17 protein-coding genes and 1 tRNA gene are annotated in these 21,044 nt (G+C 38.0%); 14 read left to right on the top strand and 4 right to left on the bottom strand.

Annotated features, from left to right (window positions below; genetic code table 11):
- A partial coding sequence (locus BW142_RS10065; protein ID WP_216351714.1) for a hypothetical protein occupies window positions 1-346 on the top strand: 346 nt, incomplete at its 5' end.
- 224 nt (window positions 347-570) lie between these two features.
- Here the strand turns inward: BW142_RS10065 and BW142_RS10070 are convergent.
- Window positions 571-2,424: a DEAD/DEAH box helicase gene (locus BW142_RS10070; protein WP_076924790.1), complete on the bottom strand. Its 1,854-nt coding sequence runs from the start codon at window positions 2,422-2,424 to the stop codon at window positions 571-573.
- Window positions 2,425-2,584: 160 nt separating this feature from the next.
- Window positions 2,585-2,848 (bottom strand): GrxA family glutaredoxin, encoded by a 264-nt coding sequence (locus BW142_RS10075; protein ID WP_002958470.1) that lies wholly within the window; start codon window positions 2,846-2,848, stop codon window positions 2,585-2,587.
- A 256-nt stretch (window positions 2,849-3,104) separates the two neighbouring features.
- On the opposite strand from BW142_RS10075, the gene BW142_RS10080 reads away from it, so the two are divergent.
- The 9 genes from BW142_RS10080 (at window position 3,105) to BW142_RS10120 (ending at window position 12,996) form a co-directional block, all read left to right on the top strand.
- The gene (locus BW142_RS10080) at window positions 3,105-4,142 is read left to right on the top strand and encodes a response regulator (RefSeq protein WP_076924791.1); all 1,038 of its coding nucleotides are present in this window, start codon (window positions 3,105-3,107) and stop codon (window positions 4,140-4,142) included.
- Between the two features lie 22 nt (window positions 4,143-4,164).
- Window positions 4,165-4,776: an isochorismatase family cysteine hydrolase gene (locus BW142_RS10085; protein ID WP_076924792.1), complete on the top strand. Its 612-nt coding sequence runs from the start codon at window positions 4,165-4,167 to the stop codon at window positions 4,774-4,776.
- Window positions 4,769-7,579 (top strand): PAS domain-containing hybrid sensor histidine kinase/response regulator, encoded by a 2,811-nt coding sequence (locus tag BW142_RS10090; RefSeq protein ID WP_076924793.1) that lies wholly within the window; start codon window positions 4,769-4,771, stop codon window positions 7,577-7,579. Before BW142_RS10085 ends, BW142_RS10090 begins: the two co-directional genes overlap by 8 nt.
- Before the next feature lie 689 nt (window positions 7,580-8,268).
- A complete protein-coding gene (locus tag BW142_RS10095) occupies window positions 8,269-8,559 on the top strand; it encodes a hypothetical protein (protein ID WP_002958474.1) in 291 nt (96 codons plus the stop codon).
- A gap of 414 nt (window positions 8,560-8,973) precedes the next feature.
- On the top strand, window positions 8,974-9,786 hold the full coding sequence (locus BW142_RS10100; RefSeq protein WP_231616766.1) for an EAL domain-containing protein: 813 nt from the start codon (window positions 8,974-8,976) through the stop codon (window positions 9,784-9,786).
- A gap of 108 nt (window positions 9,787-9,894) precedes the next feature.
- Window positions 9,895-10,269, top strand: coding sequence for an Hpt domain-containing protein (locus BW142_RS10105; RefSeq protein WP_076924794.1), 375 nt, complete (start codon window positions 9,895-9,897; stop codon window positions 10,267-10,269).
- A 9-nt stretch (window positions 10,270-10,278) separates the two neighbouring features.
- Window positions 10,279-11,676 carry a sigma-54 dependent transcriptional regulator gene (locus BW142_RS10110; RefSeq protein WP_076924795.1) on the top strand — a complete coding sequence of 466 codons (1,398 nt, stop codon included), beginning with the start codon at window positions 10,279-10,281 and terminating at the stop codon, window positions 11,674-11,676.
- A 113-nt stretch (window positions 11,677-11,789) separates the two neighbouring features.
- On the top strand, window positions 11,790-12,320 hold the full coding sequence (locus BW142_RS10115; protein WP_024598195.1) for a redoxin domain-containing protein: 531 nt from the start codon (window positions 11,790-11,792) through the stop codon (window positions 12,318-12,320).
- A 229-nt stretch (window positions 12,321-12,549) separates the two neighbouring features.
- Complete coding sequence (locus BW142_RS10120; RefSeq protein ID WP_007585496.1) at window positions 12,550-12,996, top strand: Hsp20 family protein; 447 nt, start codon at window positions 12,550-12,552, stop codon at window positions 12,994-12,996.
- 60 nt (window positions 12,997-13,056) lie between these two features.
- On the opposite strand, the gene BW142_RS10125 is transcribed toward BW142_RS10120, so the two are convergent.
- A complete protein-coding gene (locus tag BW142_RS10125) occupies window positions 13,057-14,613 on the bottom strand; it encodes a cryptochrome/photolyase family protein (RefSeq protein WP_076924796.1) in 1,557 nt (518 codons plus the stop codon).
- A gap of 442 nt (window positions 14,614-15,055) precedes the next feature.
- Window positions 15,056-15,517 carry a globin gene (locus BW142_RS10130; RefSeq protein ID WP_024598197.1) on the bottom strand — a complete coding sequence of 154 codons (462 nt, stop codon included), beginning with the start codon at window positions 15,515-15,517 and terminating at the stop codon, window positions 15,056-15,058.
- Between the two features lie 432 nt (window positions 15,518-15,949).
- Between BW142_RS10130 and BW142_RS10135 the strand changes: the two genes are divergently transcribed.
- The 4 genes from BW142_RS10135 to infB all read left to right on the top strand — a co-directional run bounded on the left by BW142_RS10135 (window position 15,950) and on the right by infB (window position 20,988).
- Window positions 15,950-16,026, top strand: a tRNA-Met gene (locus tag BW142_RS10135).
- 281 nt (window positions 16,027-16,307) lie between these two features.
- Window positions 16,308-16,763: a ribosome maturation factor RimP gene (rimP, locus tag BW142_RS10140; RefSeq protein ID WP_024598198.1), complete on the top strand. Its 456-nt coding sequence runs from the start codon at window positions 16,308-16,310 to the stop codon at window positions 16,761-16,763.
- Window positions 16,764-16,802: 39 nt separating this feature from the next.
- Window positions 16,803-18,302, top strand: coding sequence for a transcription termination factor NusA (nusA, locus tag BW142_RS10145; RefSeq protein ID WP_007585502.1), 1,500 nt, complete (start codon window positions 16,803-16,805; stop codon window positions 18,300-18,302).
- A gap of 25 nt (window positions 18,303-18,327) precedes the next feature.
- Window positions 18,328-20,988, top strand: coding sequence for a translation initiation factor IF-2 (gene infB / locus BW142_RS10150; RefSeq protein WP_076924797.1), 2,661 nt, complete (start codon window positions 18,328-18,330; stop codon window positions 20,986-20,988).
- The last annotated feature ends 56 nt before the right edge of the window (window positions 20,989-21,044 follow it).

The raw sequence follows: 21,044 nt of genomic DNA on the forward strand, positions 1-21,044 counted from the left end.
TATATATACCTTAAAAATAGTATATCTTTTAGGAATTATGGAAGCGACTCTTTTACAAGTTTGTCATGTTATAGGCATTCGCCACTTTTCAATTGGAAAAGAGCCTATTACTTTAATTATAAAATTAATTATAGATATTTACGCATTACAAACTAGTTTTCTTGACGATGGAGAATCTGAGTGTAGCTTTTATTTCTCTCAAAAAAGACAAAGTGCCTTAGTCGATATTTTAAATCTATGGATTAAATATAGTTCGATTTCTAATGTTAATAGAGATAAATATACCGCTGACGATTTCCGACATGAGTGTTTTATAACAGAAGTATTGAGAAGTCAGCCTAGATAGAAGCTAATAATTACAAACGCATAAAATTTGAATTTCTTTTTAAAGAGTTATTTTTAATAAAAGCTAAATTATATTTTACGGTTAATTTCTCAAGTTTAATATGTAGTTAAAAATTTAACGCGAGTTGCTCAAGTCTTTCATCTTGAACCTATTACCTTCAAGCTCCAGACACAAAAAAACCTTGTCACTTTCGTGGCAAGGTTTTTTTATTAAAGAGTCGTTGCTTATTTAGCTGTGAAGCTCACTGGGCGACGTTCTTTACGAGGACCGGTACGCTTATCACCGCGTGCGCTGTCATCTTTGTTAAAGCTGCGTTTTTTGTCACCAGCTGGGCGCTCAGAGCGCTCGCCGCGTGGTTCAGCAGGACCTTGATCTTGTGTAATTGTTAAGCCCATAGGACGTTTACAAATAAACACTTTTTGGAAATGATCAAGTACATCTTTAGGCATGTTTTGCGGTAATTGAACCGTACTGTGATTGTCGTGTAAACGAATATCACCAATAAACTTGCTTGAGATGTCAGCTTCGTTAGCGATAGCGCCAACAATATTTTTAACCTGAACACCATGTTCACGACCTACTTCGATACGGTAAGTATCCATAGGACCTGCATCACGGCTGTTACGTTCGCGAGGTTTACGCTCAGCGCGCTCACCACCACGTTCGCCGCCACGCTCGTTACGACGTCCACGGTCACCGCGATCGTTGCGGTCATTACGTGGGTTACGGTCGTTACGCTCGTTACGTTCACGAGGTTGAATCTTAACTTCTTCAACTTTAATTGGAGACTGTTGCTGTGCTAAACACAGTAACGCACCCGCTAAGCTTTCAAGAGGAAGTTCAAGCTTTTCAGCCATGTTAGTAGCTACTTCATTGAAGAACGTGATGTCTTTGTTTTCAAGCGCAATAGTTAATTTTGCTTGTAACGCTTCGATACGTTTTTCTTCAACGATTTTTGCAGTTGGTAATTCAACTTGTGCAATTTCAGACTTCGTATGACGAATGATATTTTTAAGTAAATAACGTTCGTTATGTTTTACGAATAAAATTGCTTTACCAGTACGACCAGCACGACCTGTACGGCCAATACGGTGAACGTAGGCTTCAGAATCTTGTGGGATATCGTAGTTGATAACTAAGCTTAAGCGGTCAACATCTAGACCACGAGCAGCAACGTCTGTTGCGATAACAACATTTAGCATGCCGCTTTTTAAGCGTTCTACAGTGCGTTCACGTGCTTGCTGGTTCATGTCACCATTAAGTGGAGCTGCAGAGAAACCTTCGCGCTCTAATAACTCAGCAAGTTGTACTGTATCGTTACGCGTACGTACGAAAACAATAGCACCTTCATACTGTTCAGCTTCTAAGAAGCGAACAATCGCTTTATTTTTATGTACGCTTGCATTCCAAAACACTTGCTCAACAGATGATACTGTAGAGTTACGCGCAGAAATATGAACCTGTTCAGGATTGTTCATATATTTGCTACTGATGTTTTGAATTTGCTTAGGCATAGTCGCAGAGAAAAGACATGTTTGCTTTTCGCGCGGTGTTTTTTCCATGATGCTTTCTACATCATCGATAAAGCCCATACGTAACATTTCATCGGCTTCATCAAGTACAAGTGCTTGTAAAGCATCAAACTTGATAGTGCCACGGTTAATGTGATCGATTAAACGACCTGGAGTTGCAACAATAACCTGAGCGCCACGACGAAGTGCGCTTAATTGGATACTGTAGCTTTGGCCACCATATAGTGCCAATACTTCAATACCACGAACATGTTTAGCATATTGTTCGAATGCCTCAGCAACTTGGATCGCAAGCTCACGTGTTGGTGTGAGTACAAGGATCTGTGGCTGTTTCACAGACGGGTCAATATTATTTAGTAATGGCAGTGCAAATGCTGCGGTTTTACCTGTACCCGTTTGAGCTAGTCCCAGTACGTCCTTTCTTTCTAGCAATAACGGTATACATTGAGCTTGGATTTCAGATGGTGTCTTGTAACCCAACTCTTCAACTGCCTTCAAAATTGCAGGAGAAAGATTTAGAGATTCAAACGTGACTGGTTCTGACATTAATACGCCTCAACGAATTTAAAGAGGCGCGCATTATATAGGATTCGCGAGGCAAATGCTTGTATAAATTGAAACTAATTTGTATGTGTTTGATGTTGGTCGAAATTTAACCAGTCTAATTTGAGCTTTATTAAACTGGTTAACAAATTTGATACAAAGCTTACTTATACAAGCCTAGGTTTTCTTTTGCGTAAGCTTCAAATTCGGTAAACCCACCAACGTGTGTTTGATCTACAAAAATTTGTGGAACTGTTGGGCAAGGCTTACCCGCTGACTTTTCAAGATCGGCTTTACTTATACCTTCCTTAATTATATCGATGTAACGAAATTTAAAGTCATCACGTTCATTTGATAGTTGCTCAGCCACATCTTTCGCACGAACACAAAATGGACAGCCTTCACGGCCAAAAATTACAGTTAGCATAGTTTTCTCCTCAATTTGATTAATATCAGTTTAAATGATTAAAAAATTATTTAAAGCGAAAAAAATCGATTGCACCATTCTAATAAAATCATAAATCATATTATGCATAGCAATATGATTTGCAAAATGCGAATGAGGAACTAAAGCGCGCCTGTCTAATACTTAAGTCTATGAATGCAAGTGGGTTTACAAGAATTAATTTGTGGCACACAACTTGATGATATAGAGCCATACATTGGGTTAACAAGAGTACTTTATGAATATTAATAGTCACGTTTTAGAAATTATCCAAGGGATAATAGGTAAATATTGTGAAACCCAAAATCGAAATTTCTCTATTACCTTAATCAATAAGCTGCAATGTAACTACGTCTGTTTGCAAATTCCGATTGAGCATATGATTGCGCAATGCGAAGAGTTTCTTATACCGGCGCTGGCTTCTACAAAAGAGAGCTTTTTACTTACGCTTGAAGCAAATATCCAAGGGATTAGTTTTCATTACCAAATTGATGATTCTGAACAAGTAAATATATTCGATTTCCACGGACTTTTAGCTACAAAAGAATCAGTTAGTTTAGCGCTTGATATTACCCAGAATGTAGACGTTTTAACTGATTGTGAGGCGCTACTTAAAAGCTGCTTAAAAATGTCGGCCAATACTCATAACCGTTTTGGTTTAAATTTTAAATTATTTAATAGTAACTTTAGAGAGTCGGTACAGCTAGAAGATTTACGCCACCTTAGTGGTAACGCGTTAATAGATAGGTTGAATAGTGACAGTTTAAATACACACATAAAGTTGTGCACAATTAACGACATTAATGAGTTAAGTCAAGCTCATAAATTATCTAAAAAAATATTGGGTTGGCCATTTTTTGATACTGATTTAATTACTATTTTAACAACGTTTCACACGCAAACACGTTTGTCGGTATTGGTTGCGGATGACAGCTTACCGAGCCAAATTGCTACAAAGGTAATGCTTGAAATGCTGGGCTGTTTAGTAACATGTGCAGAAAATGGTGCTAGCGCTTTGACCCTCGCCCAGAATGAATCATTTGACTTACTGCTTTTAGATGAGCGTATGCCAGGAATGTTTGGTAGTGATGTTGCGCAGCAATTAGTTAGGGAAAATACTCCTAACAACAACACACCTAAAGTTATTTTAACAGGGCTAACAGGGGATGATGAAATAGCTGGGTTATTTGAAAAAGGAATAACTCACTATTTACAAAAACCAGTGACAAAAGCAGTACTTGAGAAGTTTATTAAACCTTGGCAGATAGCATCTTAAATTGATTAATAAGGAGAGGGCTATGGATGATTTATCTACAACAGCACTTGTTTTAATTGGATTTCAAAATGACTATTTTTCCTCAAAAGGTATTTTATATGACGTGGTTGAGGAATCATCAAGAATTACTGGTGTTGTAGAAAATACAGTCTCTTTATTAACTTCTTGTGCAAAGCATTTTGCTTTAGTTGTTAATACACCTATTCATTTTACGCAAAATTACAGTGAGCTAAAAAACCCGATTGGTATATTAAAAGTAATTGCCGATGTAGGTGCATTTAAAGCTGGCTCCTATGGCGCTCAAACAATAGAGCAGCTAGACCCCTTTAATAATATTATAGAAGTTGTACCTGGAAAAAGAGGTTTAAATGCTTTTACACATACTGCTTTGGCCAGCAAATTAAAAAAACATGGCGTAACCAATATAATCTTAGCGGGTACTGTGACTTCTATCTGTATTGATTCAACTGCACGCACCGCTGTTGAGCTGGGTTTTAATGTTGCCATTTTAAGCGACTGCACATCGAGCCGCACTCCTTTTGAACAAACATTTTACTGTGAAGAGGTTTTCCCCCTTTATGCAAGTGTTTGTGAGAGTGATACTTTTATAAAGCATTGGAGAGGGCATGGATAAAAATGATGAACTACAAGTGCAAATCCAGTATGCGCTGGTTGAAAAACTGTCCAATAGTAATCGACGTCAGGCAAAGTTATTAGCTATTTTAGATGAGTGTATTTTTGAGTGCGATAAGCATTTAAATTTCACTTATATTAATGAAGCTTGGGAGAAGAAACTAGGTTATTCAAACGACTCATTAATTGGCTCTAACATTACTAAACTAATGAATAGTGAAGATATTATGCACTTTGTCGCATACAGTTGTTGTCTGCTTGAAGGCAAGCAGGCTCCCAGTGTAGAAATACAAATAAAAAATAGTCTTGGACTCATGAACTGGTTTGAGCTGAGATTAGTTTATGATGAGAAAAGCGGTTTTATAGGCTCGTTCTATGACATACAACGCCATAAAGATTCTCAATTTTTGCTAACCCAACAACAAAAATATGTAAAACGTTTATCGCTCGTAGCGAGCCATACAAATAACTTAGTAATTATTACAGATAAATTTGGTGTAATTGAGTGGGTTAACAAAAGTTTTGAAGTACTTACAGGTTTCACATGTGATGAGGTTGTAGGCACTAGCCCAGGCCAATTGCTACAAGGGCCAAAGACATGTGAAAAAAGCCGTAAGGTTATGTCTCACGCTGTAAGAAATGGGCTTCCTTTTCAAGTTGAAACTATAAATTACGATAAAAATGGTAACGCTTATTGGGTTGCTATTGATGCAAACCCGGTGCGAGATGATGAAGGCCAAGTAAAGCATTTTATCGCTATAGAAACGAATATTACGCAACGAGTTAAAGCTGAACAAGCAATGGCAGAGATAGAATATAACTACCACTCTGTCGTAGATAATATTCCTGATATTGTTTTACGCCTTGATACATTTGGCAATTTACTATTTATAAATCAAGCATGGCAACGGGTCCTGCAAAGCAATGTAAATGAGAGCCTTGGCTTGCCTATAATTAAGTTTATAGCAAAAGAAGATGTAGAAAAAATTAGTAGTACTTTGCTTGATTATAACCAAGGTAAGCGTGATATACGTCGCTTTGATATACGTTTAATTAACGCACAAGGTATAAATAATTGGGTTGAAATTACTCTCACTCCAATTGTGGGTGGCTATGAAAGTGATTTATCATCTATTGCTGCAACACTTGTTGATATACAGGAGCGTATAGAAAGTGAGCAAATATTACTTGAAGCTAAACATCAGGCAGAAACATTAGCTGAGTCAAAAAGCCGATTTATGGCAAATATTAGTCATGAAATTCGCACGCCATTAAATGCTGTGATTGGCTCTGCAGATATTTTGCATCATACCGGTTTAACTTCTGAGCAAATGCGTTATACACAAATGATTAAAACAAGCTCTGATGCACTACTGAGTGTATTAGACGATGTATTAACGTATTCGCGTTTTGAAGCACAAGCCATAACACTCGATAATCAGCCATTTAGTATTGATACGTGTATCGAAGAAGCGATCGATATCATTACCCAAAGCGCTTTGCAAAAAAGGCTTGAGGTTATTTTTGATTTTTATCCTGATGTCCCCGCTCAAGTAATTGGTGATCATGCACGTGTAAGGCAAATAGTTATAAATTTATTAGCCAATGCGATTAAGTTTACTCAGCATGGCGTAATAACGGTCACTGTTAGGTGCACTCACATCAAAGGTAATAATTTAAATCTTCATTTATCTGTGAAAGACACCGGAATGGGGATTGCAAAAAATAAAATTGAAAGTATGTTTATGCCTTTTATTCAATCCGATAATTCAATTACTCGAAAACATGGCGGCAGTGGCTTGGGGCTTGCGATATGTAAGCAAATCTGTGATGTAGTAGGAGGAGATATTTCAGTTAGTTCTGAGCTCAATAAAGGGAGTGAGTTTATCGTCAATTATCCATTACAAATAGACACAACCGATTCAATATTAAGAGAAGGGTTTGCAGCACGAAGTAAAAAACCAAAAGTATGGATTATAGGTAGTAACCAAGTCCTAAAAATAGCGCTGGAACACACACTCACACGGTATTCTATTGCTTTTGAACACTATGAAATATGTCCAAAAATACCCGAATACAATAACTTTCCAGATGCAATAGTATTAACTAACCCACAAATATTAACCCAAACACGTGAGCGTATAAACACATATAACTCACTTAATTCACCGTGTTTACTCCTCATAGATTTACAAGGTGAAAGCTTATTACCGCAAAATATTAACGACAGAGAGCTTAGGCTAAATGGCCCTTTTAAAGTTTCCCATGTACCGCGAGCAATTAGTTTATTGGAAGAGCAGTTATTTCATTTAGATATTATATTTACTAATCGCGAACAAAAAGATGCATTAGAAAGCCCTCCAGGGTTAACTCAGTTGAATGGGGTCAATGTACTGGTTGCTGAAGATAATACTAATAATCAAATAGTAATAAGGGAGTTTTTAGAACAAAAAGGTTGCCGGGTACATATTGCTAGCGATGGGCAAGAGGCAATAATTAAGGCGAAAAACGATAAAATTGATATTATTTTTATGGACATACAAATGCCAATACTTGATGGAATTTCAGCAACTAAAGCAATCAGGGAATTAGGTATAGAAACTCCTATAATAGCACTCACAGCTAATGCGATTCATGGTGATAAAGAGCGATTTATAGAAGCGGGGATGGATGATTATTTAGCTAAACCAATAGTAAGTGAAACGCTTTATCTATTACTTGATACATATGCACCAGAGCACGTTGTTGAACCTAAAGATTTAAAGCTAACTCGTTTAGCGCAAGTGTGGGAAAAGTTGGGTTGAGCAATCGAAAGCTAGGGTCTGTTGAACTTTTAGGGTTAAATTTGCAGTAGTCTGTTTGGTATTTAGGCAAGGCAGAGCCTATGCAGTACTCCCTATAAATGTGCGATAACGTAGTATTAATGCCAAACAGGCGCTACCCAAAGGGTTCTTCCTAGGGGCTACTTACTCCTTGTTGCTTACATGGATTTAGATAAGGGGCGTGAGCAGGATGCGGAAGCTTTGCTCGGTTTTACTTATTATTACATGGATGTAAGCCAGTAGAATAACGCAGGAGTAGTTATCGAGCCGACCAGGTTACAAACCTCACGCCGCGATTAATCCGCCTCTAGTTTGAACAAGTTTTAATTCGCAAAGATCAACAGGCCTTAATATAAAAAGTAGGTTTTGTAGTATAAAACTTGATAAATAGAGACGTTAAACTAGTATTTTGAGCGTAGTTTGTAATTTTTTATTAGTATTTAATGGTTTATTTTTAGGTTTTTCAATTTGATTCGCAAATTGCAATTCAAAATAAAAATAAGATGTTCCGAACTGCTTTTAAGTTCTGGGTATGGCTTATTAATTTATTTTAAAGGATTAATTTTATTGGTTATTTTATTTTTTTATAAATTATTGTTTGGTTGGCATGGCTTTCGCAATAAGTTAGATATCAAACCGAGATGAATTAGTTAAATTTTAAGGGGTGCAATATGCAAACAAACACAAAAGCTAAACAACAACCTAAAGGTAACAACTGGGTACTTACACCTGAAATTATGGTTTTGTCCATTTTGCTTGTTGCTACTTTAGTTATCGGTATAACAGTTTTACGTGGCAGCGCCTCTTTAGAGCCGTTAGCGGATATACAGCCTATTACTTTTACACAAGCTGATGTTGAAAATGCACAGTCTATGAGTAATACATTTGATTCGCAAAATATAAATTACGCACAAAATGTAACAGCATCCAAAAACGAAAATAACGACACTCTTTCAAACTAGAGACTTTTGCGCAGGTAACAATTTATTGTTGCCTGCGTTTTTTTATATTACTTACTGTCATTTTCAATTTTCGTTCCTACTTATAAAATTAGCTATATGTTTTTAAATTTAGATTGTATGTAACCTAGCCTATTTTATTGAATCTTCTCTTGTGCATACCTTCAATGATTAACTCCAATTCTTAGTCAATTATAACCAACTTCCACCTTCTTACTTGTTAGGCTTAAATAAACGCTCATCTATCAATTTAGTTGCATTGCAAACTGAATTGCAAAATGCAAATAACAGTAAAAAATTTGAAGATTAAACTAAAAAAATGTAACCAATTGAATTAATTGTGTTTTATTTTTGAAAAGTGGTCTGTAACTTGCTGTCAACTATACAAGTCACTAAGGGTGAAAATCGGAGCAGATCATGAATGCATTTAAATACCTAGAATCAGAAAGTCCAGTTAACCTCGCAAGATGGCATGAGTTAGAAAGAATCATGACTGATGCAATGCAAAATAATTATTTTAAAATGGTTTATCAACCGCTTGTATCGTTAGGGACTGGAAAGTTGGTCGGCTTTGAGTCATTAGTAAGATGCCAATCACCGCGTTTTGGAGTTGTAGGCCCTGATGAATTTATACCTCATGTAGAGCAATCGGGCATGATTTTAGAATTAGGTGACTGGATTTTTGAGCAGTGTTTATCCGATTTGAAACATATGCGACATTTTGGTATGACAGACATTTCTGTTTCTTTGAATATTTCACCGGTACAAATTTTAGATGGTGATGTTTTTTCAAAAGTAATGTACTTGCTTGAGAAGTATCAAATACCACCACAGGCTATCAAAGTAGAATTAACGGAAACAGCGCTAATCCATAGCCCTGAAAAAATAGCAAAAGCATTTGAAAACTTCCATAAAGAAGGCGTAAAAGTGTGGATAGATGATTTTGGTACCGGGTACGCGTCTTTAGGTCTGCTTCGTCAATTTAATATTGACGGATTAAAAATTGATCGCAGTTTTGTTAGTGGGATTTCAACTAATAATGAAGACTTTACGCTATGCAGCGCAATAATTGCAATGGCTCAGCGATTGGGTTTACAAACCGTAGCAGAAGGAATTGAAGAGAATGAGCAATTACAAATACTAGAGCAACTTGGTTGTGATATCGCTCAAGGATATTTGCTCGATAAGCCACAAACATTAACCAAAAGTATTGATACCTGGGCTCTTTAACTGTTTATATTCATTTTGATTTGCAAAATGCAAAAAACAAATTACTCTTAAACTACAACCCCTACATGTTATTAGTGTACGAAGCTTAAACTTACACAAAGGTTATCTATGCCTATATCAGAGCAGTTTATCGATAAAAGTATTACCGAATTAAATGTATTAACCCAACTTGAAAAGGATGTTGGAATAAACGTTTTAGCTCGACTGATAAACTTATTTATCGATGAATTAGTTACTATGGCGAACCAATTAGATACGGCAATTACTCGTGAAGATATTATAAAAATTAAAGAAGTGATGCATGTTTTAAAAAACTCGGCTGCTTTATATGGAGCTGCTCCTCTGGCTGCATTGGCAACACAGTTACACGATTCACCACCACCAACTACAGAAGAAAACTTGCACGCAGCACTTGTTATTAAGCATAACTTGGATAAAGCCCGGGATGCGTATCAAATAATGAGTAATAGTATAGCTATCTAGGAGAAAGCCGTGTCAGATACGATAAATAAAGGCCTCGTTTACATCGTTGAGGATAGCATTGCAAGTGGTGCTTTGTACGCAAGTCAGCTTGAGCAAGCAGGTTTCGAATGTAAGCATTTCGCTGATGGCTATTCTGCTTTGGTTGGTATTAAAGAAAAAATGCCTGCGGTTATAGTACAAGATGTATGCTTGCCTGATATAAGTGGGCTAGAAGTTTTACAATTTGTAAATAAACAAAAAAATCCAGCCAATGTAGTCATGATCACCTCAAATAGCTCTATTGATATTGCTGTGGAAGCTATGCGTTTAGGTGGCTTTGATTTTTTAGAAAAACCCTTCACAAGTCAACGACTTATTAGTTCAGTTGAAAGTGCGTTTACCCCTAAAGAGCAAATCAAAGTGCAGCCCTTGGTTGAAAGCAGCGATAAAAACCAAGATTTTGTTGGTGAATCTCTCTCAATGAAAACTGTCTTTAGGTTGCTAGATAGCGCCGCGAGAAGCAAAGCATGTGTATTTATTACAGGTGAAAGTGGAACAGGTAAAGAAGTTTGTGCGCAGACCCTTCATGATGCGAGTCCCCGAAATAAAGGACCATTTATCGCTATAAATTGTGCAGCGATACCTGCAGAGTTATTTGAATCAGAATTTTTTGGTCATGTTAAAGGGGCATTTAGTGGTGCGCTAAGCGATCGAAAAGGCGCTGTTGAGGTAGCTAACGGTGGAACGTTATTTTTAGATGAGTTGTGTGAAATGGAGCTTAACTTACAAGCTAAGTTATTACGCTTTTTACAGACAGGCATATTTAACAAGGTTGGCAGTAGTGAAGTATTACACAGCGATGTTCGCTTAGTATGTGCAACAAACAGAAACCCAATAATAGAGGTTGCGGAAGGGCGCTTTAGAGAAGATTTATATTATCGTTTAAATGTTATCCCCGTAAAGCTACCGCCTTTAAGAGAGCGCGGAAATGATATATTACTGTTGGCTGAGTATATCTTAAAACAGAAAAGCGATAGTAACGCTAAGCATTTCATTGGCTTTTCTGATGAAGTTAAAGCGCTTTTTTGTAACTATGATTGGCCAGGAAATATACGCGAACTGCAAAATGTAATTGAAAATACAGTCGTTATTAATGATGGCGATGTAATTGAAAGGGACATGTTACCAAATTTATTTGGTCTAGGTGCTGTAAAGCACTCGAGCTCATCTAAGTCAATTCACAATATAAACGAGCAGAGTGTACAATTATCTCCTATGTCTGTTCACGACATAGAACCTCTATGGCAAGTTGAAAAAAGAGCGATTGAAGATGCAATTAAAAGCTGCGAAGACAATATTCCTCTTGCTGCTGCTTATTTAGGGGTAAGTGCATCTACCATTTATAGAAAAATAAAAGGGTGGTCTTAAAGTCATAATTGATTTTTAATTACACTTTTCAGGTTGAATTAATAAAAGTTACCCTAAGCTCTATGGGTAAGAGCAAATTAATTTTTAATCTGAAACAGTAAAAGGAGATCGCAATGAGTAACACTAGTTTAAAACCTGCGGATATTATGCCATCACTAGTAGTGAGTGATGTTGACGAGAAAAAGATAGATTTAGTCGACAGAATAAGTGATTCCCCATGGAAAATGATTGTTGTTTATCGAGGCCAGCACTGCCCTAAATGTACTGCGCAACTCAACGAGCTTGCTAAAGTACATAAGGATTTTAAAGAAGCAGGAGTTGAAGTCGTTGCTGTAAGTGGTGATAGTCATGAACAGCTTAATAAGCATCTTGAAAAGATAGATATTAACTTCCCGATTTACTATGGTTTAACAATCGAACAAATGACTGATTTAGGGCTACATATTAGCGAGCCTCGCAGTGATGCAGAAACTGACCATCCATTTGCTGAACCAGGAATCTATGTGCTTAATGAAAAAAATCAGCTTCAAATGGTCGATATATCAAACAGTCCGTTTGTTCGTCCTGATTTAGAACAACTGCTAGGTGGGATTAAGTTTTCAAGAGAAAACGACTATCCAATCCGGGGCACATTTATTAAATAGTATTCATTCTACATGGTTTCAAAAAAGGCACTCTTCAGTGCCTTTTTTATTTATTTTTAATAAATTTACTTGAAAACAATTTTACCGTCCATATATAGTTAAGTAGGACGCCTGATGGGTCCTAAATTAAACTTAAACAATTGAAATTTATATTATTAATTAAAATTTGCTTGAGCTTGTTCAATAGAAAAGCACATGCAAAATATCGCTTAAATATGAGGATATTATTATGCGTACAGTAGACTTATCACCACTTTATCGTTCATTTATCGGCTTCGAACATTTAGCATCACTTATGGATGCGGCGGCTAATACAGACAAGCAGCCGAGTTTTCCTCCTTACAATATAGAAGCACTCGATAAAGACAAATACAGAATCACTATGGCCGTTGCTGGTTTTAGTGATAGTGAATTGACCATTGAGTCAGAAAACAACACGTTAAAAGTTGCAGGTATTAAAGCTAACAAAGATGAAAATAATGAACGTAAGTTTATTCATCAAGGTATAGCAGAGCGTAACTTTGAACGTAAATTTCAGCTTGGAGACCATGTAAAAGTACTTGGTGCCGATTTAGCTAACGGCTTATTGAGCATAGAGTTACAGCGTGAAATTCCTGAAGCACTTAAACCACGTAAAATAGAAATTGGTAATAGCAATCTAATAGAAGGTAAATAATCTTCTAAAGTACATATTCCCCTGATTATTTAGCCGCCTCATTTGAGGCGGCTTTTTTGTTTAAAGCGCTTCTAAATTATTAAGGTAGTAGGTTGCTTGTTGCAGCGTTTGTTCTTGAAGTGTTTTATCTTGTTTATCCCAGTTTTTATATACCATACCAATACGTGGGTTCTTCTCTAGCCTGTCTCTGTGTCTATTCATGAAATGCCAATACAAGCTATTTAGCGGGCAGGCTTTATCTCCTACTTTTTGTTTAACATCGTACTGACAGCTTTTGCAGTAATCGCTCATTTTATTAATGTAGTTACCGCTTGCAGCATAAGGCTTTGTTGCAATTATTCCATCATCGGCAAACTGACTCATGCCTCGGGTGTTAGGCATTTCTACCCATTCTATGGCATCTATATAAACACCTAGGTACCAGTTATCTACGTCATCAGGGTTTATTCCTGTGAGCATACAAAAGTTACCAATAACCATTAGGCGCTGAATATGATGAGCATAAGCGGTTTCAAGGCTTTGCTTGAGTGAGTGGCTTAGACAATTCATTTTTGTAGAGCTGTTCCAAAAATAAGATGGCAGTTTATTTTTGGCTTGTAATTGATTTTTAACTGCGTAGTCGGGCATGTTAATCCAATAAATGGCACGTACATACTCTCTCCAACCTAATATTTGCCTAGTAAAACCCTCTACTTGCGAGAGGGATATTTCATTGGGCCTTTGTTCGTATTCGCTTACTACACGTTTGATTACATACAGCGGGTGGAGTATTTTTGCGTTTAGGGCAAACGATAAACGGCTATGGTACAGGCTGGTATTGTTTTTACTTTGATCTGTCATCGCATCTTGAAAGTGGCCAAAGCGACTAAGTAAGTGCTCACAAAAGTATTCAAGAGATTCAATCGCTTGTTTACGCGTTGTTGGCCACTCCAGTGAATGTTGATTTATTTCACCTAAATAAGCGACTTTGTGTTTGTTTAAACGAGAAATAATGCTGCTAACATCAGTATTGAATAACTTAGGTTTCGGGATATCTGCTAAGTCTTTTTTGGAAAATTTATTACGATTATTACTATCAAAATTCCATTTGCCACCGGTTGGCTTTGCATCATCAATTAATATATTAAATTGTTTACGCATAGCACGATAAAAGTGCTCCATTGTTACATGCTTGTTTTTTGTAAAGCGTGTTTTTATATCGGTGAACGGTAATAAAAAGTGTTCAGTATCTGTAGCAATTATATTTAATGAGCTATCACTTTTAAACTTAGCTAATTGAGACTTAAGCCTAAACTCGTCAGGGTATTGATATTCGATAGAGTCGCATTGGTATTTATCGGCAACTCGTTTAAGTAATTCAATTAAGTCTTTGTCATCATCGGTATCATCAAGTGTTAAATGCAAAACATTGAAACCGGCCGTGGTTAATGCAGTTGCGAAGTTTTCCATAGCACTAAAAAAAGCACACAGTTTTTGAATGTGATGTTTAACGTAGTCGGTTTCTTGTTTTAGTTCTGCGATCAGATAAAGCGTGTCGTCGTCTTTTTGTTTGTACCATGAATGAGATGGGTTTAGCTGATCGCCTAGTATTAGTCTGAGTGTTTTGTGGTAGGTCATAGTAAAGCCAAATTTTTTTATACGGACATATTTCATGAAACGATCGTTTTACTATTTAACGGTGAGTGAATGGGAGCTACAAAATACTTTACTTTAAAAATGTGCTGATTTTAATACTGGGAATTAGCTGTTTTTCTTGTTTGGTCAACAACCTTGTCTAAAAACCCAAAGTTGGGAAATTTAAAAGTAATGAGAGCCTGTATTAAGTTTAGAGTCACTTATAAAGCTGATTTGTCGAGCAAGCTAATAGTAATAAGGAAGTTGCGTTTAATAGCGGGTTAGTAAAATAAATGTAGGTGATAGGAAACCAATATGTTGTGTCGTTAGCAGCAGAGCTTAACCGATTATCAAATCAATAAAGACGCGTTGGACGATGGTGTTGAAATGCGCTTGATGTGAGGGGGTTAAATAAGTAATTTAACCACTTTTAAGGCTTATATATTTAAAGTTTATTACTTTGCTTTTGTAGCATTTTTTGTTGTAACGAAACCACATTAGATACATTAAATAAAACATTGCCTGCAAAGCTTTCAAAATATCTGAGCGCTTTTTTCCAAGCAAGTTGGCTCTCAGCATTAAAGTGTTTACCAAGGTGCTCTTTAAGGGTTTCGTAAAACGCATCAGATAATAGTGCAATGTCATTTTGTGAAACACTGCTTTTTTTTAGGTACATTAAATGATGTGCTAAAAAAGGAGCCACCGATGCCGGCTTATCTAAATGTTTAACAATTCGTTCTAGCACACAAAAAAGAGTAAAACTCTTTTCGTTAAATTGTAAGGCTGTTGGGTAATTCATCTCAATGCTAGATTCAGCTAATTTACTGTGAAATCGAGCCGTGAATGCATGAAAATTTGGCTTAATAATTGTTAAGTTATTTAACAATGCTGATTGTTGTTGATTCATTTTTTATCTCTCTGCAGTGAGTAATAACTATTATTATCAAGTGGCATAAAATTGATTATAGCGGGCAGTTAAAATTCTGCACGTTTTTTTAGTGTTAAAGTATGGGTTTTAGTTATATCAATTTATTTTCTGGTAAATTGCAAGCATGTAGGAGGCTATGCAGTTGCAAGAGTTCAGTTGGTTTGATTCTCACTCAAAAATAGTAAGCTGCAATATTTAGCATTTTGACGATGAACATTTTATAAAACTGACTGATTACTTATGTTACTAACACATACATTAAATTAGCATCTTGACGAATTGGAAATTTTATAAACTAATTGCGTATTATAGTTGCTAATTAGCCCACACATCCTTATAATAGCGGCCATTGTTTAGTATGTTGTAAAACAGCTAACAGCGATATTAAATTTAAGGTTTGATATCTATTGGCGCGGGATGGAGCAGTCTGGTAGCTCGTCGGGCTCATAACCCGAAGGTCGTCGGTTCAAATCCGGCTCCCGCAACCAATTCTACTAGTAGGTATTACCTTACTAATTTATATCGCGCATTCTAAGTAATGCGCGTTTTGCGTTTTAGGCTATGTAGTTTAATTAGGTCAGTTTACTGACTCGCAACCAAGCTTGGCCCTAGGCCACACAGTTTTATGCTTTATTGGTGTGACGCCCCGCTTGGTTCGGGGCGTTGTTGTATCTGCACCTTATGATTTGTGGCAATTGTCATCAAATTAAAATTTAAACTCAGTATTTTAGGGCTATAAGCCCTTTTTTTGTTTGTATGGAGGATTTTCGTGACAAAACTTGAACAAGATTTAGTAACCATGTTAACGCCTGCGGTAGAAATGTTAGGCTTTGAGTTGCATGGTCTTGAATTTGTGCAAGCGGGTCGCCATTCTACCTTAAGAGTATATATTGCTCATGAGGATGGGATCTCAGTTGATAACTGTGCGGATGCAAGTCGCCAAATTAGTGCGATTTTAGACGTCGAAGACCCAATTACAAATGAATATGATTTGGAAGTATCGTCTCCTGGTGTTGATCGTCTATTATTCAAACAAGATCACTACGAGCAGGCGCAAGGAGAGGAAGTACGCGTGCGTACCAAACTTCCACAGGATGGTCGTCGTAATTTTAAAGGCGACTTAGTAGCAGTTAGCAGCGATATGATCACACTATCTAGCGATGGTGAAGAGCATCTGATCATGCTTAGTAACATCGAACGTGCGAATTTAATCGCGAAGTTTTAAATTCGAGTGCGAAGGAATAGGGCAAGCGAGGCATTACCCATGGCAAAAGAGATATTATTGGTTGCTGAAGCCGTTTCCAATGAGAAAGCGGTTCCAAAAGAAAAGATTTTTGAAGCTCTAGAGTTCGCTTTAGCGACAGCGACAAAGAAAAAACACGATGGCGAAATTGAAGTGCGTGTAGCAATTGACCGTAAAACCGGCGATTACGACACGTTCCGTCGTTGGCAGATTGCCGCTGTATTAGAAGACGGTTCTTTAGAGAATCCTTACAGCGAAATCACTCTAGAAGCAGCGCAGGTTGAAGAACCTGATTTGCAAATGGGTGATTATGTTGAAGAGCAAATCGACTCAATCAAATTTGACCGTATTACAACACAAATGGCCAAGCAAGTTATCGTACAGAAAGTACGTGAAGCTGAGCGCGCTTTAGTTGTTGAAGCATACAAAGATCAAGAAGGCGAGCTAGTAACGGGTGTTGTTAAAAAAGCAACTCGCGATGCAATCGTACTTGATTTAGGTAACAACGCAGAAGCGGTAATTTACCGTGATGACATGTTACCACGTGAAAACTTCCGCCCGGGTGACCGTATCCGTGGTCTTTTATATGAAGTTAAGCCAGAAGCACGCGGTGCACAATTATTTGTAACGCGCTCTAAACCTGAAATGCTAATGGAATTATTCCGCATTGAGGTGCCAGAAATTGGCGAAGAGATGATTGAATTACGTGCCGCTGCACGTGATCCAGGTTCACGCGCTAAAATTGCTGTTAAATCTAACGACAAACGCATTGATCCAATTGGTGCATGTGTTGGTATGCGTGGCGCACGAGTTCAGGCTGTATCGTCAGAGCTTGGTGGTGAGCGTGTTGATATCGTACTTTACGATGACAACCCAGCACAATTTGTTATTAACGCAATGGCGCCAGCAGAAGTTGCTTCAATCGTAATGGATGAAGACACTCACTCAATGGATATCGCTGTAGAAGCTGATAACCTAGCGCAAGCAATTGGTCGTAATGGTCAAAACGTTCGTTTAGCAAGTCAGTTAACTGGCTGGGAACTAAACGTAATGACTGTTGAAGACATGCGTACTAAAAATGAAGCTGAATCTGATAAGTTACTTAACTTATTCACTGAAAATTTAGAAATTGATGATGAGTTTGCATCATTACTTATCAACGAAGGTTTCTCGACACTTGAAGAAGTAGCGTATGTGCCAGCGTCTGAATTTTTAGAAATTGATGGTCTTGATGAAGAGACTGTAGATTTACTGCGCTCACGCGCAAAAGATGCATTGACAACTAAAGCACTCAAAACGGAAGAAAGCTTAGATGGCGCAGAGCCAGCTGAAGACTTACTTGCGCTTGAAGGCTTAGAACGTCACTTAGCATTTGTTATGGCAAGCAAGGGTGTTGTTACACTTGAAGACTTGGCAGAGCAAGGTATTGACGAATTAGTTGATATCACAGAACTTTCATCTGAAAAAGCAGGTGAACTGATTATGGCTGCACGAAACATTTGTTGGTTTGCAGACGAGTAATTTATTAACGGAGGTATTACACACTATGGCAGAAGTAAATGTTGAAAAACTAGCCGGCGATATAGGTACAACTGTTGATAAATTGCTACAGCAGTTTTCACAAGCAGGTATCACTAAGCAAGCAACTGATAACGTAACAGAAGCTGAAAAAGCAACGTTACTTGATCATTTAAGCAAGCATCATGGCGGCGCAGGTTCAGATGGCCCAGCGCGCATGACTTTGCAACGTAAGAGCAAAAGCACTTTAAGTGTAACGGGTTCTACGGGTAAAGCTAAAGACGTTCAAGTTGAAGTTCGCAAAACACGTACATACGTGAAAAAAAGCGCAATGGAACAAGAACAAGAGCAAGCACGCTTAGCTGCAGAAGAAAAAGTGCGTCTTGAACAGCAGCAAAAAGCTGACCAAGAAGCTGCAGAATTAAAGGCGAAACAAGAGGCAGAGCGCAAAGCGAAAGAAGAAGCTGACCGTAAAACCAAAGAAGAAGCTAAACGCAAAGCTGATGCAGAGCGTAAAGCGAAACAAAAGCAGATGACCCCAGAGCAAAGTGCTAAGTCTGAGAAAGATCGCATAGAAGCTGAGCGTCTGCAAAAAGAAGCAGAAGAGGCCGCATTGAAGAAAGCTGAAGAAGAAGCGAAACGTCAAGCAGAAGAAGCAAGAAAGCTAGCTGAAGAGAACTCGGCACGCTGGAAGAAAGAAGAAGAAGAACGTAAGAAACGCGAAGAAACAGCGGATCACCATCTTACGACTTCTACTTATGCACGTGAAGCAGAAGATGTTGCCGATGCTCGTGATGAGCAAGGTACTCGCCGTGCTAAGAAAAAGAAGAAAGCGCCAGCAAAAGATAAATTTGCAGCGTCAAGAGGCCGTAACAAGTCTAAGTTAAAAGCACCAGCATCATTACAACATGGTTTCCAAAAACCAACTGTTGATGTTAAAAATGAAGTGCGTATTAGCGAAACAATTACAGTAGCTGAGCTTGCATCACGCATGGCAGTTAAAGGCGCTGAAGTTGTTAAAACAATGATGAAAATGGGTGACATGGTTACTATTAACCAAGTGATCGACCAAGAAGCTGCACAACTAGTTGCAGAAGAAATGGGTCACAAGGTTATCATTGTTAAAGAAAACGAATTAGAGCAAACAGTACTTAATGACCGCCATGAAGATGGTAAGTCAGAGCCGCGTGCTCCAGTAGTAACTGTAATGGGTCACGTTGACCACGGTAAAACATCGACTCTTGATTACATTCGTTCTGCGAAAGTTGCTTCTGGCGAAGCTGGTGGTATTACACAGCATATTGGTGCATACCACGTAGACGTAAATGGTCACATGATCACGTTTTTAGACACACCAGGACATGCTGCATTTACTTCAATGCGTGCTCGTGGTGCTAAAGCGACAGATATTGTAATCCTAGTGGTTGCAGCAGATGATGGTGTAATGCCACAAACTAAAGAAGCGGTACAGCACGCACGTGCAGCTGGCGTTCCTTTAATCATTGCTGTAAACAAAATGGATAAAGAAGGCGCAGATCCAGATCGCGTTAAAAACGAACTTGCTGTACTTGACGTTATTCCAGAAGAATGGGGCGGCGATACGCAGTACGTTCATATCTCAGCTAAAACTGGCTTAGGTATTGATGACCTTCTTGAAGCAGTATTGAACCAATCTGAACTTTTAGAACTTTCTGCACCTACTGAAGGCATGGCTGCGGGTGTTGTTATTGAATCTCGTCTTGATAAAGGCCGTGGTCCAGTAGCATCAGTACTTGTTCAATCTGGTACGCTTAACCAAGGTGACATTGTATTATGTGGTCTTGAGTATGGCCGTGTTCGTGCAATGCGCGATGAAAACGGTAAAGACATTAAGTCAGCTGGTCCATCTATTCCAGTTGAGATTTTAGGTCTTTCTGGTATTCCAGCTGCAGGCGACGAAGCGACTGTAGTTAAAGATGAGCGTAAAGCGCGTGAAGTTGCTTTATACCGTCAAGGTAAGTTCCGCGATGTTAAACTAGCACGTCAACAAAAAGCTAAGCTTGAAAACATGTTTACTAACATGACTGAAGGCGATGTTTCTGAAGTTAACGTGGTACTTAAAGCTGACGTTCAAGGTTCTATCGAAGCAATCTCTGATTCACTAACTAAACTTTCTACTGATGAAGTGAAAGTGAAGATCGTTGGTTCAGGTGTTGGTGGTATTACCGAAACTGATGCAACACTAGCTGCAGCGTCTAACGCAATTGTAGTTGGTTTTAACGTTCGTGCTGATGCTTCAGCTCGTAAAGTTATTGAGACTGAAAACTTAGACCTACGTTACTACAGCGTAATCTACAGCTTGATTGACGAAGTTAAACAAGCAATGTCAGGTATGTTAGCGCCAGAGTTTAAGCAAGAAATTATTGGTCTTGCTCAAGTTCGTGACGTATTCAAGTCTCCAAAAATTGGCGCAATCGCTGGTTGTATGGTTACTGAAGGTGTTATCAAACGTAGCGCTCCAATCCGTGTATTACGTGAAAACGTTGTTATCTATGAAGGTGAACTTGAGTCACTTCGTCGCTTTAAAGACGATGTTGCTGATGTTCGTAACGGCATGGAATGTGGTATCGGCGTTAAGAACTACAATGACGTACGTGTTGGTGACCAAATCGAAGTATTTGAAACAGTTGAAGTACAACGTACTCTATAATTGTTACTAGGGAGTATTGAACGCTCAGGTTAACGCCCGAACGTTCTACACACCCT

It is taken from the genome of Pseudoalteromonas sp. EB27 (assembly GCF_001974875.1).
In the GTDB taxonomy this organism is placed as follows: Bacteria; Pseudomonadota; Gammaproteobacteria; order Enterobacterales; family Alteromonadaceae; genus Pseudoalteromonas.

Coding starts and splice junctions, on each gene's coding strand:
- BW142_RS10100 (WP_231616766.1), top strand. CDS start 8,974: ATGAATGCATTTAAATACCTAGAATCAGAAAGTCCAGTTAACCTCGCA.
- infB (WP_076924797.1), top strand. CDS start 18,328: ATGGCAGAAGTAAATGTTGAAAAACTAGCCGGCGATATAGGTACAACT.
- BW142_RS10130 (WP_024598197.1), bottom strand. CDS start 15,517: ATGAATCAACAACAATCAGCATTGTTAAATAACTTAACAATTATTAAG.
- BW142_RS10120 (WP_007585496.1), top strand. CDS start 12,550: ATGCGTACAGTAGACTTATCACCACTTTATCGTTCATTTATCGGCTTC.
- BW142_RS10070 (WP_076924790.1), bottom strand. CDS start 2,424: ATGTCAGAACCAGTCACGTTTGAATCTCTAAATCTTTCTCCTGCAATT.
- BW142_RS10085 (WP_076924792.1), top strand. CDS start 4,165: ATGGATGATTTATCTACAACAGCACTTGTTTTAATTGGATTTCAAAAT.
- BW142_RS10080 (WP_076924791.1), top strand. CDS start 3,105: ATGAATATTAATAGTCACGTTTTAGAAATTATCCAAGGGATAATAGGT.
- BW142_RS10125 (WP_076924796.1), bottom strand. CDS start 14,613: ATGACCTACCACAAAACACTCAGACTAATACTAGGCGATCAGCTAAAC.
- nusA (WP_007585502.1), top strand. CDS start 16,803: ATGGCAAAAGAGATATTATTGGTTGCTGAAGCCGTTTCCAATGAGAAA.
- BW142_RS10105 (WP_076924794.1), top strand. CDS start 9,895: ATGCCTATATCAGAGCAGTTTATCGATAAAAGTATTACCGAATTAAAT.
- BW142_RS10090 (WP_076924793.1), top strand. CDS start 4,769: ATGGATAAAAATGATGAACTACAAGTGCAAATCCAGTATGCGCTGGTT.
- BW142_RS10075 (WP_002958470.1), bottom strand. CDS start 2,848: ATGCTAACTGTAATTTTTGGCCGTGAAGGCTGTCCATTTTGTGTTCGT.
- BW142_RS10115 (WP_024598195.1), top strand. CDS start 11,790: ATGAGTAACACTAGTTTAAAACCTGCGGATATTATGCCATCACTAGTA.
- BW142_RS10095 (WP_002958474.1), top strand. CDS start 8,269: ATGCAAACAAACACAAAAGCTAAACAACAACCTAAAGGTAACAACTGG.